15 protein-coding genes are annotated in these 16772 nt (G+C 40.0%); 10 read left to right on the top strand and 5 right to left on the bottom strand.

Going from position 1 to position 16772, the window contains the following annotated elements; translation table 11 throughout:
* Position 1: 1 nt before the first annotated feature.
* Together EHO58_RS04930 and crcB are read left to right on the top strand one after the other, a co-directional pair.
* Positions 2-778 carry a type III pantothenate kinase gene (locus EHO58_RS04930; RefSeq protein ID WP_135625758.1) on the top strand — a complete coding sequence of 259 codons (777 nt, stop codon included), beginning with the start codon at positions 2-4 and terminating at the stop codon, positions 776-778.
* Positions 775-1131 (top strand): fluoride efflux transporter CrcB, encoded by a 357-nt coding sequence (crcB, locus tag EHO58_RS04925; RefSeq protein WP_135625759.1) that lies wholly within the window; start codon positions 775-777, stop codon positions 1129-1131. The genes EHO58_RS04930 and crcB overlap by 4 nt, the downstream gene beginning before the upstream one ends.
* Positions 1132-1151: 20 nt before the next feature.
* Here crcB and EHO58_RS04920 read toward each other — a convergent pair whose 3' ends face one another.
* The 3 genes from EHO58_RS04920 to EHO58_RS04910 all read right to left on the bottom strand — a co-directional run bounded on the left by EHO58_RS04920 (position 1152) and on the right by EHO58_RS04910 (position 3243).
* Entirely contained in the window at positions 1152-1742 is a 591-nt protein-coding gene (locus tag EHO58_RS04920; RefSeq protein WP_135678949.1) for a WG repeat-containing protein, read from the bottom strand.
* Between the two features lie 15 nt (positions 1743-1757).
* Complete coding sequence (locus tag EHO58_RS04915; protein WP_100724899.1) at positions 1758-2243, bottom strand: crossover junction endodeoxyribonuclease RuvC; 486 nt, start codon at positions 2241-2243, stop codon at positions 1758-1760.
* Between the two features lie 250 nt (positions 2244-2493).
* A complete protein-coding gene (locus tag EHO58_RS04910) occupies positions 2494-3243 on the bottom strand; it encodes a YebC/PmpR family DNA-binding transcriptional regulator (RefSeq protein WP_135678947.1) in 750 nt (249 codons plus the stop codon).
* A 770-nt stretch (positions 3244-4013) separates the two neighbouring features.
* On the opposite strand from EHO58_RS04910, the gene EHO58_RS04905 reads away from it, so the two are divergent.
* The 3 genes from EHO58_RS04905 to EHO58_RS04895 are packed head-to-tail and all read left to right on the top strand — an operon-like array spanning position 4014 to position 7585.
* Positions 4014-4742 carry a LytR/AlgR family response regulator transcription factor gene (locus EHO58_RS04905; RefSeq protein ID WP_135625762.1) on the top strand — a complete coding sequence of 243 codons (729 nt, stop codon included), beginning with the start codon at positions 4014-4016 and terminating at the stop codon, positions 4740-4742.
* Positions 4739-6148 carry a sensor histidine kinase gene (locus EHO58_RS04900; RefSeq protein WP_135678946.1) on the top strand — a complete coding sequence of 470 codons (1410 nt, stop codon included), beginning with the start codon at positions 4739-4741 and terminating at the stop codon, positions 6146-6148. Before EHO58_RS04905 ends, EHO58_RS04900 begins: the two co-directional genes overlap by 4 nt.
* Positions 6149-6175: 27 nt before the next feature.
* Positions 6176-7585, top strand: a complete 1410-nt coding sequence (locus EHO58_RS04895; RefSeq protein ID WP_135678944.1) for a pectin acetylesterase-family hydrolase — start codon at positions 6176-6178, stop codon at positions 7583-7585.
* A 52-nt stretch (positions 7586-7637) separates the two neighbouring features.
* Here the strand turns inward: EHO58_RS04895 and EHO58_RS04890 are convergent, their stop codons facing one another.
* The gene (locus EHO58_RS04890) at positions 7638-8519 is read right to left on the bottom strand and encodes a bile acid:sodium symporter family protein (protein WP_135678943.1); all 882 of its coding nucleotides are present in this window, start codon (positions 8517-8519) and stop codon (positions 7638-7640) included.
* Positions 8520-8815: 296 nt separating this feature from the next.
* On the opposite strand from EHO58_RS04890, the gene EHO58_RS04885 reads away from it, so the two are divergent.
* Positions 8816-9349, top strand: coding sequence for a PaaI family thioesterase (locus EHO58_RS04885; RefSeq protein ID WP_135678941.1), 534 nt, complete (start codon positions 8816-8818; stop codon positions 9347-9349).
* Here EHO58_RS04885 and EHO58_RS04880 read toward each other — a convergent pair.
* Positions 9306-11126 carry a sodium:solute symporter family protein gene (locus EHO58_RS04880; RefSeq protein WP_167483190.1) on the bottom strand — a complete coding sequence of 607 codons (1821 nt, stop codon included), beginning with the start codon at positions 11124-11126 and terminating at the stop codon, positions 9306-9308. The two genes, EHO58_RS04885 and EHO58_RS04880, sit on opposite strands and share 44 nt — an antisense overlap.
* Before the next feature lie 138 nt (positions 11127-11264).
* Here EHO58_RS04880 and EHO58_RS04875 point away from each other — a divergent pair, with 138 nt between their 5' ends.
* From EHO58_RS04875 to EHO58_RS04860, 4 genes are read left to right on the top strand one after another with little or no spacing between them, the layout of a single operon-like run.
* Positions 11265-12488, top strand: a complete 1224-nt coding sequence (locus EHO58_RS04875; RefSeq protein WP_135625766.1) for an aspartate kinase — start codon at positions 11265-11267, stop codon at positions 12486-12488.
* Between the two features lie 30 nt (positions 12489-12518).
* Positions 12519-13574, top strand: coding sequence for a putative peptidyl-prolyl cis-trans isomerase (locus EHO58_RS04870; protein WP_135625767.1), 1056 nt, complete (start codon positions 12519-12521; stop codon positions 13572-13574).
* A gap of 39 nt (positions 13575-13613) precedes the next feature.
* Positions 13614-15173, top strand: a complete 1560-nt coding sequence (locus EHO58_RS04865) for a spiro-SPASM protein (protein ID WP_135678939.1) — start codon at positions 13614-13616, stop codon at positions 15171-15173.
* Positions 15148-16728: a cytidylyltransferase domain-containing protein gene (locus EHO58_RS04860; protein WP_135678938.1), complete on the top strand. Its 1581-nt coding sequence runs from the start codon at positions 15148-15150 to the stop codon at positions 16726-16728. The genes EHO58_RS04865 and EHO58_RS04860 overlap by 26 nt, the downstream gene beginning before the upstream one ends.
* Positions 16729-16772: the final 44 nt, after the last annotated feature.

Genomic DNA, 16772 nt, shown 5'->3' with positions numbered 1-16772 from the left:
AATGATCCTAGTAATCGACGTTGGGAATACCAACACTGTCTTCGGTATTTATAAGAACGGTTCCAAAGAGCCGATTTTCCATAGAAGAACAGTTACTCGAAGAGATAGAACTTCCGACGAAATGGGACTTTATCTCAAAGGTTTCCTCCGAGAATTTGAGATAGATAGTAGCCAAATCGTCGGCGGAATTTATTCTTCTGTGGTTCCTACGTTGAATCCTATCATAGAAAGAATGATACAGGATTGGTTCCAGATAGAACCTATCAGAGTTCAGTATCAAATGAAACTTCCTTTTGGGATAAAATATCCCAGACCTTTCGAGATAGGCGCAGATAGATTAGTAAATGCTGCTGCTGCAGTAAAAGATCATCCAGGAAAATCGATCATCATAGATTTAGGAACTGCTACTACATTCTGCGTAGTGGATGATACTCCTGATTATTTGGGAGGAGTGATTGCTCCAGGACTAAAAGGTTCTATGGATGCTTTGACTAGAAATACTGCACAATTACCTCCTATCGTATTCCAAGCTCCTTCTAAAATATTAGGAGATTCTACTATAGAATCTATACAGGCAGGATTTTTCTTTGGATGGATCGGCCTTTTAGAAGGGATTATAAAAGAAGTCAAAGCCGCTCATGGAAATGATTATAAAGTGATCGGGACCGGTGGACTCGTAACCACTATTCACGCAGCGAATCCTAAAATTTTTGATAAAATAGAACCCCTACTTACTTTAAGGGGACTACAAATATTATACGAAGATAATGCAAAATGAATCTTTTACTCGTAGGACTCGGAGGATTTTTGGGATCAGTTTGTAGATACATGATATCTCAAACTATCTCGAAAGATTCGGGGTCTTTTCCTCTTTCTACATTTGCAGTAAACATAATCGGTTCACTCCTCATCGGAGTATTTTACGGATTATCTCAGGGGAAAATTTCAGAAGATATTAGATTATTTGCAACTGTCGGATTTTGCGGAGGATTTACAACCTTCTCCACTTTTGCTTTAGAAAACCTGAAATTACTCCAATCAGGAAACTATTTTAGTTTTTTTGTATATATACTTCTTAGCACGACAGTTTGTATCGCTGCCGTGCTATCGGGTGTATATTTAAGTAAATAAGAAGCGGATCGATCTCTGCCTCAAGGAAGACGGATTTCCGTTTTCACATTACCTTTAGATCCCTGTAATGTTTTAGTTTCCGGATTGATCTCAGAAAGAGAATCATATTCTACCTGAACCACAATTTTTCCGGTTTTATCGATCAGACCGTATTTTCCGCCTTCTATAGTAGAATGTTCTCCATCACTAACTGACTTACAACCATTACAAACGATTGAAAAGCCCTCGCTGATTGGAAAAGCAAAATCATAATTCGCTGAAATTATCTTCTTACAAGAAGAATCAAAAAATCCGAATTTAGAATTCTCAACATATCGAGCCAGACCTTCTGAAAAATAATCGGGACCATTATCATAAGTAAAAGCATTCAATATAACCTTATTTTGAGAATCTATACAGATCCATCCTTCTTTACCAAAAGAAAAACCCACACCATTCTCGTTAAAATCAAAAGCGAGTGAATATTGAGGAGTGATCTGGACTTTTCCGTTCTGGTCCTTATAACCATAAACACCATTCTCTTCGAAAGCGGTTAATTGTATTTTTTTAGAACAGAAAGCAAGAATAGGCAAAAAAGCCAAAATCACCAAGGTGTAAATTTTTCGATCCATAGATCCTCCAATATATCATTTATTTCTAAAAGAGCCGCTCATCGCGAAACCTACATAAGCAGACGCAATAGCATCCCAAGAATCGTCATGCCCGGTTAAATTTTCCAGACCTAAAAGAAGTTTTAAGGCTGCTTTAATATCTTTTTTGTCTGCTGTCCCGCTACCTGTAGTACCTTTTTTGATCTGAGAAGCAGTCGGTTCGACTAAAGGAATATTATGCTCTCCTAATGTAAGCAAAACAACTCCTCTTGCCTCGTAAACTCTTGCAGCAGTCGTTCTATTTTTAGCGAAAAATAATTCTTCTACAGAAGCTAGATCGGGATGATACTCATCCAAAATCGCGTCCAATTGTCTTCGAATAGCGATTAAATTGACCGGACTTTTTGTTCCGCTCGGAACTTCTATCGTACCGTAAGTGAGAACGTGAATTACGGACTTATCTTTTTGGAGAACGGAATAACCTAGACGATGGGACCCAGGGTCTATTCCTAAAATTTTCACTAAAAAGACTCCTGAATTAAAATTTTGCTCTTATTGTAGGAACTCCTACATGGGGGGGAAGGGCGCCCCCGCCCGGCTTCGGGTGGGGGGAGTGGCCCGTGGGAGAGTCGATTCCCCTCTATCACAAATTCCTCAAACCGGCAACCTCATTTCCTTTCACAAAATCTTGTTGGAATTCCAACAAAACCTCACAAATTACCGATCCCAGAAAAGAAGAAGTCGAAGAAAAAATTCTCGGACTTCTGAAATCTCAGCCGAATTCTTTTTCCAATTCAGGAGAAAGTTCAAAGTTGGAGTTCACACCCTGGACATCATCGTGACCTTCCAAGTTGTCGATAAGCTTCATTACTTTTTCTGCAATATCTTTATCAGAAACTTCTGCGCCTACTAATGCCACGAACTTAATCTCTGACTCTTCCGATTTGATCCCTTTATCATTCAAAGCGGTTTGGACTGCTTCATAATCGTCCGGAGAAGTTACTACTCTGAAAACTTCTCCCTCGTTCTGAACATCTTCCGCACCTGCGCCGACTGCTAATTCAAATAATTCCTCTTCAGAAATTTGATCGGAAGGAATTACGATAATACCTTTTCTTTCGAAGAGACGACTAACGCTACCTGTAGTGGCCAAAGAACCGCCCAACTTGGTAAGAATACTTTTGATCTCCGGAGTGGTCCTGGTTTTTTTATCTGTGACAGCTTCTACCATAATTGCGGTTCCGCCAGGTCCAAAACATTCATAAAGGCATTCTTCATATACAACGCCTTCCAATTCGCCGGTCCCTTTTTTGATAGCTCTATCAATATTGTCTTTGGGCATGTTGCTGGCCTTCGCCTTCAACACTGCGAGTCTAAGTCTCGGATTGGTATTAATATCCCCTCCGCCCATACGCGCCGCAACAGTGATCTCCTTGACCACCTTAGTGAAAATCGCCCCTCTTTTAGAATCGATAGCGTCTTTTTTGCGTTTAATCGTTGCCCACTTACTATGCCCGGACATCAGATTTCCCCTTATATTTAAGAATAGATCGGTTTAAAAAATATATAAGATCAGAAGTAGGAAAGTCGGCCAAAACCGGTCCCACTTTTTCAACAAAACCCGATTTTTCCAGTCTGTCCATCCTTTTTGACCTCCCCATCCTACGGAGAAATCCAGGCCAAAAGCCGGATCTTTCTCTCAAACTCTAAGCCTGCCGGTCCTACAAAAAATTTCAAATTTCTACCGAACCAAAACCGGAAAAAACCAATAGAACATTATAAATTCGTAAAATTCCTTAAGTAAAGATCCGGGCGGCTCTTTCGCTTCGCTCGGACCGCGCTGCTACGGGTTCGCGCAAAAGCGCTCATCCGGGCAAGCCCGGACAAAAGCCCTGCGCATCGCTGCCGCGAATCGTAGGAGAAGGATCTACTGTGGATGAGGACTCTTTTTTAGAAAAAGATCTCCCCACCCAATCGTAGCGACCCATAGGGAGCTAGATTCCCGAAGGGTGACTGAGCACAGCGAAGTCAAATTCGCAATCAGCACCATATACTTCAATCCCCACCCTTCTTTGGGTGGGGGCCGGTACGGTGGTACAAAAAACGCATCCTTGCCACTGCCCTTATCATATTTCGCATAACGTATAACAGCATGTCACTTGGATTTGTACAAAATATTCAAGCGTTATTAATAACAATTGTTTTACATAAAACGATCCATTCGTCCCCCGATGCGATCTCTTTGTCCCTAATAAATTGACTAGTTTTAAAACCTGGAGTAAACTCCCGCGTATGCGAATCCTAATCGTAGAAGATGATCTATTGTCCTCTCGCTGTTTGGAAATTTTAGCGAAAGAATTTTTGAATGAAAAGATACAAAGTATCCATGCAGTTTCCGATCCGGAATCTGCGGCAGAGTTTATACGCAAAAATCCGTTGGATCTATTATTCCTGGATATAAATCTACAAGGAGAAACCGGCTTCAAACTTTTGGAAATCGAAAGCAGAAGTTTTTTCCAAACGATTATCGTATCTTCCGAAAGAGATAATGCAGTAAAAGCTTTCGAATTTTCAGTGTTGGATTTCCTACCGAAACCGATCACAAGAGAAAGATTCGGAATTTCCATCCAAAGATATCTTTCATCACATCCTAATATATTCTCTCCAAAAGGAATTCCTCTCAAAAAAGAAGAAGGGATCAATCTTATCGAACCCGGAAATATAGTATTCGCAAGATCGGAAAGAAATTATGCCAGATTGTTTACTAAGGATGGAAACGTGGAGAAGGTCAGAAAAACATTAGACCAACTACAAAAAGATCTGGAAGCACATGGATTTTTCAGGGCCCACAGAAGTTACCTGGTTCGATTGGAAGAAGTCAAGAAAATCTTATTCAAAACACCGACCACATACAGACTACTTCTTCATACTGATCACAGTATTCCCGTTAGTCGATCTCAGGGAAGTAAACTTCTCACATTATTCAAAAATTCAAATCATAAGGTTTTAGGTCTGCCGTGAAACATTTCTACGTCGCCATTCGTTTTAGGACCAAAAACTTTATATTATTTATAAAGAAACACTTTCAGATCTTAAGGGAGGTTAGAAGAAACGAAGAATTCATTCGGTCCGCTTACTTCGAAGTATATTTAATACTCAGATATCTTTTCCCATTTTTATTCATAGTCTATATCCCTTTTGCGGTTTTGGATTGGACGGACTTTCTAAAAAATTCAGGATATTTTCCTCTCCTAATCTATAACTCAATCTTTATTCCGGGATGTTTTCTTTTCACTGCTCTTTTGAATTTCCCAATTCTAAAAAGTGAAAACGGCAGAAGATGGCTCACTATTGCCGGAACCTTATTTTTAACTTCTGCAGGAACAGCAATGAACCTGCTCATCTTCCAATTTGGGACGGATATTTCTTTATTCGCATTTACCCAACTTGGTATCGCAGTGCTTCTTCGCTATCCAGATAGAACGAAGAAGATTATCTATTTCACAAATTACGCAGTTTTCTTCGCAGCCATGTTCTGGTTAGGAAAGAACTCATCCTTCCTGATCCAGAATTTTTTCTTCACCATGGTCATGACAATTTTATTGGACCTGATCAGTTTTCTCACCAAGGTAAATTCATTTCATAAAGAACAATCCATCCGCGATCTGAATAGAAAGTTGGTGATGGAATCCATTAAAAAATCTGAAATTTTAAGAATAGCCATTCATGATCTTAAAAGTCCTGTTACGGGGATTTTAAGTTTGGTAGGACTTTATACAAGAGAACCAAGCCATGTTTCTCCCCCAAATAGGATTACCTCTTCTTATGCAGACCCTCCTGAAATCCTAGAACATATAGATAGAACTTCTCGTAAAATCCTAGAATCGATCGAAGATGTTTTATATCTCGCAAGTTCCGGAGACGCGGAAACGATCGAGAACCAAACCCAAAAATTAAATCCGGAATTATTATTAAAATCGGTAACCTGCAATCTAAACTTCTTATTCACGTCAAAAAACATAAAGATAGAAGACAAACTTTCAGAGTATAATTTCTATTTCCAAGCGAATCCTCAGATACTGTATCGAGTATTCGATAACCTATTAAGTAATGCCGCTAAATTTTCTCCCGAGAATTCAGAGATCTCTCTCAAAAGTGAACTCATCTCAAAAACGTATGAGAAAATTCTAATTATCAAAATAGAAGATTCTGGACCTGGGTTCCAACCCGAAGACGAAAAAGATATGTTCAGGGAATTTTCTATTCTTTCCGCAAAACCTACAGGAGCCGAATCTTCCAGCGGGATCGGACTCGCATTAGCTAAAAAGTTATTAGATAGAATGGGAATACGTATCCGCTTGGGTAACTCCGAAACACTCGGAGGAGCCCAGGTAATATTAGAATTTCCGCAATCAAAAGCGAAATAGGGAGTTATGAACTGGAGGCAAATCAAAATGAAAGATGTGAAGAGAATTTGGTTAGGAGGAATAGTACTAGCGTTATCCGTAACGTCATTTTACTGTAGCCCTGATCAAAATACGAACAATACACAGGACCTAGCATTATTAGGAGGACTTTTAGAAACTCCTGAGAAGGGCGCAGGCAATCTGGCTGGATTAGACAACGCAGATCCAAAAGCCCAAAATATTTTGGACGATCTAACAAGTGTTGTCTATGGATCTTACGATGTAGTGTATATTCCGGGAGCTGTATGCGGTAACGGAACCCCTTACAAAATATTCGTAGATCGAGCAGATGGGATCTTGGATTGGATCTTAGGGTATTCCAGCAGGCTTTTAGTCTATATGGAACCGGGAGGAGCTTGTTGGGATTACGAAAGTTGCACTGGACAAACAGGTATCAGAGGAGCAGCCAATCCTAACGGTATTCCTGATAACCATATGAACTTCGGAGCATTTATAGATCCGAATGTTCCTGGTGGAAGTCCGAACGCTGTGATCTCTCCGATCATATTAAGGAATCATCCTACCGGACAAAACGTTAAAACTTCTAATTGGAACAAAGTTTTCATTCCTTATTGCACTGGAGATGTGTATGCAGGGAATAAGGTGGCAAGTTATTCCGATCCGACCGGACAAAATCCTCCTATCACCTATCGTCACGTAGGTGCTAAGAACATGGAGCTTGTCATCAATTGGTTAAAGAATAATTTTAATAAACCAAAAGAGATGTTTGTCTCCGGATGTAGCGCAGGTGGAGCAGGTTCCATGATCAACTATCACTTCATTAGAAAAGCTTTAAGTCCTTCTAAAAGTTATCTATTGAATGATTCCGGCCCTATTTTCCCGGCTCCTGGATTTGGAAACCAATGGCCTTTACAGCAAAAGATCAAAGATGCTTGGAATACGGAGTATTTTATTAGCAAGGCTCAGCCTGATTTCCCTTCTGTAGATATTCGTGCGGATTATGGAAAGATCAGTGAAGCGTTAGCTCAAAAATACCCGAATGATAAATTGGCGATCACTCTATTCAGGAGAGATGCCAATTATTCAATGTATTCTTATGCAAGATTCTACGGATTGGATGAAAACAATCCTGCGGATAAGGAATACATCATTGGAACTCTTTGGGCTCAGGATATTGAGAATTTGAAGGCTCAATACGACAGATATCCGAATCTGGAATATTTTATCCCGTATTATAGAAGTATCAACGAAAGCCATTGTACTTCTATCGTGGAATTTACCGGGACGGAGATTGAAAATACCGGAATTACACTCGGGACATTCATCAATGATTATTTGTTGGGAAGTTCTACTTTTAGGAGTTTCTTCGAAAGTGTGAATCCGAATGATGCAAACGTAACGAATTTCTGGTTCGCGTTAGTTAATCTTCTACTATAATCTCTCTCGGAAAAGGCGGCGATATTGCCGCCTTCTTTTTTTCATTCTACCATTAAGCCGCTTTTTCTTCTTTAAGCGGAACCACATATCCCCAGAAAAGTGCCATCGCGATTCCAGCAATGTACATCCAAATACTGAAGATCGCAGAAGGAAGAGCCACTTTAGGACCGAAAAATTGGATCGCAAGAGTCATACCAAGAGTAGTATTCTGGATCGCAACTTCGATGGAGATCGTTCTCGACTGCTTCTCCGCAATCCCTAATAATTTAGGGAAAAAATAACCTGCTATAAATCCGAAAGTGTTATGAAGAATAACCGCAAGTCCGACTAAAAGAACCATCTCTATAAAATTGTCTCTGTTCTTATAAGTTACAAAAGCAATTACAAAAACTAAAAACAAGATGGAAAATACTTTATAAGGAGTTTCTATCTTTTGAGCAAAGTTAGGGAACTTATGTTTTACAGCCATACCTATCGAGATAGGAAGAACGATAATCACTACAACAGTCTTAAGCATCTCTACGAAAGAAATCTGCATCAAACTCGAACCCGTCGGATCCAATAAGGAACCGAAAAACGTAACGATCACAGGAGTCAGTAAAGGACAAAGAAGTGTAGAAAGTGCAGTGATCACAACTGCAAGTGCCACATCACCTTTCGCCAAATAATTGATCAAATTAGAAGTAGTCCCACTAGGACAAGATCCTACAAGAATGACGCCTAACGCGAGTTCGTATTCTAAACCTAAAATTAATACAACTGCATAAGCGGCCAAAGGCATGATCACAAAATGGCCCAAAGTACCGACCAAAGTTTGGAGAGGAGTTGTAAAAATCCTTCTAAAGTCCCCGATTGCCAGCCCGAATCCCATTCCGAGCATTACGATTGCCAAAAGAGCCGGAAGTAGCCCCTTTTCGACTGCACCTAATTGCATGTTTCTCTCCTTAACATAACACCTGTTTTATTATTTTTATATCCGAGAAGAATCTCGGATTTTCTTTCCGGAAACGTATCTTACTGGCCGGAAAGCCCTGAGGTGAAAAGCTTTTTTTCTTTCCGATATGAACAGGTTTCTAACCCCAAAACCCTAGAATTGTAATCAAATCGCCAAATGGACTCAATCCACTATTTCGACCCGGTAAAGGTTCCGAATCCAAACAACCTTATTTAGTTTGACATAAAACTAAATATTTTCAGAAAAGGAATTAACTCATACAAATGGAGGGAAGAATGAACACTTTATCCTTCTACGCTTCCGAACCGAGCGCCATCAAAAGAATATTAGAAAAATGGAAACTATTTAGGTTCAATAGAATGATCCGAAAAAATTGGCCGGTCTATCACAGACTTGGATCCAGATTCGAATTTGTATCCGAAAATCTTTTGAAATTGAAAGTTCGATTTCCCTTTAATAATAAAACCAAAGGTTATAATGGACTTCATTTTGGAGGTGCCATCTACGCATTCGTAGATCCTTTATATGTTTATTCACTTTCTGAAAATTTAGGTCCGGAATATCTCGTTTTGGACACAAAAGCAGAGATTGATTTTCTAAAAGCGAGCAACCAGGATCTGATCGCAGAAACGGAAATTTCTTCCGAAGAAATAGAGTCCATTAAGGAAGAATGCAAATCCAAAAAGAAAACAACCCGGATCTATTCTATAGAAGTTTTAGATCCGGATGGACAAAAAATTGCAATCGTCAAAAAGACAATTTATATCAGGAAACTGAATCCTTCTTTTTCCATAATTTCAAGACGATAAGTCCCGAAATGATCCCGAAGAAAAGGAAAACAACGCCTAAGGTATATTTCAATTGCAGAATATATCCGATTCCGAAAAGCCAGGCGTACAAGGAAAAAATCGCTAATAACCAGATCCGGATCCTGGAATAGAATTTTTTACGAGCGGAAACCCCACCCCATTTTCCCCAGAAACCGAAAGGTTGCAACTTGGCTACAAAAGCGTCCAACACTTGATCAGGAACCGGAGCAGTTAAAAAAGTTACCAGAATAGAAACGATCACACTTCCTAAGGCAGTAAAGAACAGAAGATAATCCGCATTTACTTCCGGATATACTTTATATAAAATTAATGAAAGAACCAACGCGGTTCCCATCCCGGATAATTCCGTCCAAGCGTTTGTTCTCCACCAGATCCATCTTAAGATCTGAGGCAGACCTAAACCGGAAGCCATTGCTAGGAAAAATTTCCAAGCAGATGCAATAGAATTCATCTGAGTCGCAACCAGGATCGCGATCCCTGCCATCAAGACCACTGCGATCCTACCTGCTATAACAGTTTCCTTATTTCCGGCATTCGGTTTTAGGAATCTTAAATATAGATCATTCACTAGATAACTGGCACCCCAATTGATATGAGTGTCTGCAGTGGACATAAAAGCTGCCATCAAACTCACAAAAACTAATCCCAAACATCCAGCAGGCAAAACGATCTTCATAAGCACTGGATAAGCGATCTCTCTGTCCGATTGAACAATTCCACCTTCTGCTTGGAATAGATCCGCATCATGCAAAGGAAATACAACCAAACATACAAGCCCTGTTAAAACCCAAGGCCAGGTGCGTAAGATAAAGTTTGCGATATTAAACCAAAGAGAACCTAACTCTGCGTCCTTAGGAGTTTTTGCAGTATGTAATCTTTGTGCTAAGTATCCCGATCCGTCCGAATGATATTGGATCCACCATTGAACTCCGATAAATATTAGAAAAACTTGAAGAGGAAGCCCATGCTCTTCTTCTCCTATCCTTGGCCAAAAAGAAATGATAGATTCCGATTTTCCAGGATACAATGTTTCTAATTTGGAATATAATCCTTCTAATCCGCCCACATATTGGATTGCAAAGATCGCAAATACGATTGCACCACCTATTCCTAGAGCGAATTGGAATAAGTCCGTCAGGATCACACCTTGGATCCCACCCATACTACTATAGAATACCACAACCGAGAAAAGAATAAGAACAGTAAGTGTAGTATTCAAATCTCCTAATATTAAAAAGTTTGGCCATACATCTGCGATGGATCCGAAAACTTCTGCGCCAAGTAATACATTCCAGTCCAAGAAAGGAGCAGTGATCTTGGACATTGCCTTAAAGACCCAGCCCAATATGATGGAATTGAATAGAATACTTAAGAAGAAAGCCTTTGCTGCTCTCAGGATTGCTGCACCTGTTCCGGAATATCTTAATTCTACAAATTCTACATCCGTAAGAACTTCTGCCTTTCTCCAAGAAGCCGCAAAGAATACGGTAATGATCAGATAACCGATTGCCCAGCTCCACCAAAGCCAGTTCCCACCTACCCCATCCAAAGCAACCATTCCGGTGATAACCAACGGAGTGTCCGCAGCAAAGGTAGTGGCCACCATAGAAGTTCCGAGCCACCACCAAGGAAGTTTTCTGTCTGCTACGAAGTAGGAACTCAAACTTTCTCCGGCTTTAGAGGAAAGAAGGAGCCCAGCCGAAAAAGCGAAAATGATATAAGCTAAGATTAGATACCAATCAATAGGAGAAAAAATGGGGGCCCCCTTCTCCCAAAGAGGGAGAACTCTCCATAAAGATCGGCCGACTTTCCTTGAAAACAAGGATTCTTTCCCGCCTTCCGGATTTGATTTATCTTGATCCCCGCTTCGAGCCCAAAAAGATGGTAGGCAGCGATGGCAAACATAATCGTTCAAAAGTACGGGGGAACATCTGTAGGATCTCCCGATCGCATCCGGAACGTAGCCGGTAGAATCAAACGTTATCATGAAGAAGGCAACCAGGTTGTCGTAGTCGTTTCCGCAATGGGCCATACGACGGATGAGCTCGTGGATCTTGCCGATAAGATCACCAAAAATCCTCCAAAGAGAGAGATGGACATGTTATTGTCTACGGGAGAGCAGGTTTCTATTTCTCTTCTAGCAATGGCTCTTTGGGATGTAGGAGTTCCTGCAAAATCATTCACAGGTTCCCAGATCAAAATGATCACTGATGGGAACTTCTCCAATGCAAAGATCCAAGGAGTGGATCGTTCCAGAATAGATGCAGCGTTAAACGAAGGAAACGTTGTGATCGTAGCAGGTTTCCAAGGGATAGACCAAAACGAAAACATCACCACCTTAGGAAGAGGCGGTTCTGATACTTCTGCGGTAGCGTTAGCCGCTGTACTTGGCGCAAAAGAATGTGAAATTTATACGGATGTGGATGGGGTTTATACCGCCGATCCAAGAGTGGTTCCCCAAGCCACAAAACATTCTCAAATCACTTATGAAGAAATGTTGGAACTCGCAAGCTTAGGCGCCGGGGTACTTCATTCCAGAAGTGTGGAATTAGGAATGAATTACGATGTGGTAATCCATGTACGTTCCAGCTTTAATAATAATCCGGGGACTTTGGTTGTAAACGAGGACAAAATTATGGAAAAATTGAAAGTAAGCGGAGTGACCGCAAAGAACGACCAAGCCAGAATTACAATCGCGGATGTTCCTGACAAGCCGGGACTCGCAGCAGTTCTATTCGGAGACTTAAGCTCTAAAGATATTCTGGTAGATGTGATCGTTCAGTCTTCTCCTTATAATGGAAGAAACACTATATCTTTCACTGTTCCTAAAAAAGACCTGGTTCAGGCCCTTCCGATTTTGGAATCCTTCTCTAATTCTCAGGGAGCTAATAAGCCGGAAATCAATGAGGAGATCTCTATCGTTTCTGCTGTAGGGATCGGAATGAAATCCCATGTAGGGGTAGCTGCTCAAATGTTCAAAGCTTTGGCAGAAAAAGAGATTAATATTGAAATGATCTCCACTTCAGAGATCAAAATATCCTGCGTAATCCCAAGAATTCATGCAGAAACTGCCGTAAACAAGATCCACGAGACATTCGGGCTTTCGAAAAACAGTTGAACAAGAGAGGATCGGGAACATCCTTTCCCTGTGTTAGGAATTTTTCCCGAATCCTCAGCTTCATTTTCGCGTAAACTCGCCTTATTCTCCGGTATACTTTCTCTAAGTATATTTACTTCAGAGATCCGTCCCGCTGAGTCCCTAGATAAGATTATCGCTACCGTCGGAAGCCAATCCATTAGCGATTTAGATTTCGATGACGCTCAGGAAAAATACCAAAAATTAACAAAGTACCTCAAAAACGAGGACATGAGAAAATCTCTACGCACTCGTATCATAGATTTTTTGATAGATAGAGCCGTTGTGGATTCAATTGCTGAAGATGAATCCATCCAAGTGAATGAAAAAAGGCTCGAAAGTGAGATCGAAAAAAGAATGGAGTTTATGGGAATTACATCCCGTAAACAATTCGAAAAAGCCGTTGAGTCCAGCTCGGGAATGTCTTACGAACTTTGGTATACCGAACTTCCTTACCAGATCAAAAAAACTCAGTTAATGCAATACAAGGTGCCGAACCATCCGCCTTCCGATAAAGATATCCGTTCCTGGTATGCTCAGAACAGAGAGAAGGTAGGATTCGAAGTCCAATACAGACAGATCGCAATCTCCCCTAATAATGATTCCATCACGGAAGAATCCAGGATCCACAAAGAAGCGACCGAGATCAAAAAGAATGTTCTATCTGATCCAGCATCCTTCGGTTTGATCGCAGCTTCTCCTAGAAATACGGACGCAAACTTAAGAGCCAGAAAAGGACTTATGGATTGGGTCTCTTCTTTCGAATTATATAAAACGAATCGTTCAGTTGCTGTGGCATTATCTAGTATCCCAGTCGGTTCAGTTTCGGAAGTATTCAGAGACGAAAGAAAACGTTATTGTATAGTTAAGGTAGAAGGTAAAAGGCCAACTCCTTTAGAAAACGTACGCCAGGGGATTGTAAATCTTCTTAGTCGCGAAAAAGAAGACGAAAATTTTATAAAATGGGTGAGAGAATCCAGGTCCACTGTGCCGATACAGATCTTCGACGAAGTTTATAAAAAAGAGAACAAGATCCCGGACCAACAAGAAACCTTGAACTTGGATTAAGTCCGGAAATCCAAAACGGAACGGATCCGAGATTAGAATATGAAATATCCTCCCCAAGCTATCGTATTTTATCTAAAGGAAGATCTTATTTCCGTAAAAGGGAATATAGATCAACCGAACCAGCTTCGTTATTTAGAGCTTACGCTTAAAAAACTATCTTCCGTTCTAAAACGGATCCCAGTATATTCCAATAGGAAAATCGGGACTTCCGAAGAACTCAAAAAGATCGGCACTCAATTAGAATATTCTGATTTTATAATTTTAGAATCCGGATCAGAAGCCGATTTTTTTTCCAAGATCTGCGATGCCCTTCCTTCTTCCAGAACGGGAGATCCTGAATGGGACGAAACTTGTTTTCTAGTTTTTGACGGATTTGCACCTTTGCTGGATCCATCTCTTACTCAAGAATTGATTCTTCGTAATGAAAAGTATCTGGCACAATATTCTTATTCTGAAAATCTTCCTCCCGGCATTGTGCCTAGAATTCTTTCCAGAGAATTTGTCAGAAGTTTACCTGCAGAATATGCTGGTTCGACCCAGGACTTCTTAGCCAAAAATATAAACCAATTCGATACTGAAATTTTTTATACTTCTCCGGACCTAAGACAATGGAGATTGGATTTTTCCGCAAACAATCCCAGATCTTTCAGACTTTTATCCTCATTTTTAAAGGAGAAGGAAAACTGGAAGTATGATGAGATCCAATCCTTCCTAATTTCACGTCCTGAAATATTTCGCTCCGCTCCAAGTTATTACGAAGTGGAATTATACAGAGGTTGCGAATACGAATGTAATTTCTGTCCTAGGCAAAATCTAAAACCAGAAGAAGATAATATAACATTAGATCCTCAAGTTTTAGATAAACTTTTATCTCAGGCAGAAAACTTAGGACTCCCCTATAGTGTATGTTTTGGCGGATTAGGAGAACCTACACTCCATCCAAAATTTACCGAGCTTGTCCAAAAAACTTTGGCATCCTCCAATCTAAAGGAATTGTTCATAGAGTCCGCTTTATACGGTGATCTTTCCGGCTTTATCAAATTACTATCTTCTTTAAAAGAAGAAGAAAAGAAGAAGGTCAGCTTGATCGTAAACCTGACCACCAGAGATAAAAAGGCTTATTCAGGGCTTTATGGAAAGGATAATATGGATAAGGTTTTACAAAATCTGTCAGAGGTTTCCCAAGTATTACCAAAATCCTCCATTCATCTTCAATTCCTGAAAATTCAAGAAGTGGATCTTGAATTGGATTCCTGGTATGAGCAGGCACAAAAAGAAGGATACGAAATCATTTTACAAAAATATAATTCTTATTCGGATATCCTTCCTCAGCGTAGAGCCTCGGATCTTACACCTTTGGGAAGAGACTTCTGCTGGCATATTTCCCGAGATATATATTTGAACGCAGACGGCCAAGTTTCTATCTGCAAACAAACTCCAGGCTCTAAAAAACATTCCATAGGAAATCTAAATAAGGATTCTTTGGAACAAATTTGGGCAAAGGGAAATCCGTTCTTTACTTCTTCCGCAAAAGGGGAACACGAATCTATTCCTGCCCCTTGCCTTTCCTGCGATGAGTGGTATACATTCAACGCCTAAACCGAAGATCCGTTCTTTATTCGCTTTTATACAAGCGAGGACCGGATCCACAAGATTCCCTAAAAAAGTAATCCGTCCGATCCCTCCGGATTCGGATAAGACGATCTTAGATCATATCCATTCTCGAATTCTAAAGATCCTACCAAATTCCAGGATCATCTATCTGATCCCGGAAGGAGATTTAGAACTGGTATCTTTTTTAGAAAAGAATGGAATGAATCATTTCTCCGGCCCATTGGAAGATGTTCGCCAAAGGTATATTCTTGCCGCCGAAAAATTCAAAGCGGATGCGATCCTAAGACTGACCGGAGACAATCCATTTTACGATACAACCCATTTGGATCTACTCATCCAAACATTCGTAGAATCGGATTCCGATCTTGCTTATTTTAAAGGATTACCTCTCGGAACAGGAGGAGAAGTTTTTAGGACTTCTGCACTTCTAAATCTTTCAGACTCACAACAAGAAGAAAGACATAAAGAACATGTAAGCATTCATATCAAAGAAGATCCTATTCAATACAAGATCACTTCGATTCCGAGTTTATTAACAAAAGAAGAAGGTTCCAGATTAGCAAATTTCAGACTAACCGTGGACACTCCCGAAGATTTCGAAACAATCTCGGGTTTACTTTCTCAAAAATCTTTCGAGTCTGTTGGTAATTTTAATACAAAAGAATTTTTAGAATGGGAAAAGGAAGATCCTTCTCTATTCCAAAAGAATCTAGATGTTCCTCAGGTAAAATTTAATCTCCCTTCTCCGAGCCAAAGGACCAAAGGAAAAATTGGAGTATTGGTCGCTCCTGCAAAAGAATTCGGTTCAGGACATTTCTCCAGGACCTCTCTTTTGTATTCTTTTCTTCCTTATAAAGACTGGGAACCTGAATGGATCTCTGCATTTCCGAAAGACGGAGAATATGATATTCTTCTAATAGATTTTAGGGATATCGAGATCCCAATCCCTTATCGAAAAACAAAAGTGCTACTCTTAGATCATTTCGGAGAAGATAAAAAGAAGTATAATTTTTGGGACCTTCTTCCTCATTCGGAGAACGATCAAAATTTCGATTGGGAACAGATCTTAATTCCTCCGAATTTAATTTCCTCTGCAACGAATGAAGAAAAAAGTCCGGCCAAAGAATATGGAATTTTTTGTTACGCGGGAAACCTAGGAAAAGAAGAATCCGAAAATCTGGATCGTTTCCTAATCCAAAATTCCTCCCAAAAAAGGATCCGGATCGGAGGAACTCCTCCCAAAACAAATGAAATAGAATATTTTCCTAGACTTTCAAGAGTCCAATACTTACAGAAATTGAGATCTTCTGAAAAATTCTTAGGATATTTCGGCCAAAGCGTATTTGAGGCTCTTTATTTAAGAATACCGTCTGCAACTTTCTCCATTTCGCCGATTCATAGAGAACTTTCTTCTATTTTAGAAAAATATAAAATTCCATTCACAGATCTGAGCCAGGAAACGGAGTTTTCATTAGGAACAAAAACTGTAGGAAAGAATGGATATAAAGTTTTGTTAGATAAGATAGATTCTATTTATTAAACTACTTAATCTAACAAAACTGTTAACTAAAATATTCCGACAAA

Origin of the sequence: Leptospira selangorensis, assembly GCF_004769405.1 — a bacterium.
Classification (GTDB): domain Bacteria; phylum Spirochaetota; class Leptospiria; order Leptospirales; family Leptospiraceae; genus Leptospira_B; species Leptospira_B selangorensis.
Note: the sequence above shows the minus strand (reverse complement) of the source record. Positions and strands in the feature narration are given on the sequence as shown.

Coding starts and splice junctions, on each gene's coding strand:
- EHO58_RS04910 (WP_135678947.1), bottom strand. CDS start 3,243: ATGTCCGGGCATAGTAAGTGGGCAACGATTAAACGCAAAAAAGACGCT.
- EHO58_RS04885 (WP_135678941.1), top strand. CDS start 8,816: ATGAACACTTTATCCTTCTACGCTTCCGAACCGAGCGCCATCAAAAGA.
- crcB (WP_135625759.1), top strand. CDS start 775: ATGAATCTTTTACTCGTAGGACTCGGAGGATTTTTGGGATCAGTTTGT.
- EHO58_RS04905 (WP_135625762.1), top strand. CDS start 4,014: ATGCGAATCCTAATCGTAGAAGATGATCTATTGTCCTCTCGCTGTTTG.
- EHO58_RS04875 (WP_135625766.1), top strand. CDS start 11,265: ATGGCAAACATAATCGTTCAAAAGTACGGGGGAACATCTGTAGGATCT.
- EHO58_RS04865 (WP_135678939.1), top strand. CDS start 13,614: ATGAAATATCCTCCCCAAGCTATCGTATTTTATCTAAAGGAAGATCTT.
- EHO58_RS04920 (WP_135678949.1), bottom strand. CDS start 1,742: ATGGATCGAAAAATTTACACCTTGGTGATTTTGGCTTTTTTGCCTATT.
- EHO58_RS04930 (WP_135625758.1), top strand. CDS start 2: ATGATCCTAGTAATCGACGTTGGGAATACCAACACTGTCTTCGGTATT.
- EHO58_RS04895 (WP_135678944.1), top strand. CDS start 6,176: ATGAAAGATGTGAAGAGAATTTGGTTAGGAGGAATAGTACTAGCGTTA.
- EHO58_RS04890 (WP_135678943.1), bottom strand. CDS start 8,519: ATGCAATTAGGTGCAGTCGAAAAGGGGCTACTTCCGGCTCTTTTGGCA.
- EHO58_RS04860 (WP_135678938.1), top strand. CDS start 15,148: ATGAGTGGTATACATTCAACGCCTAAACCGAAGATCCGTTCTTTATTC.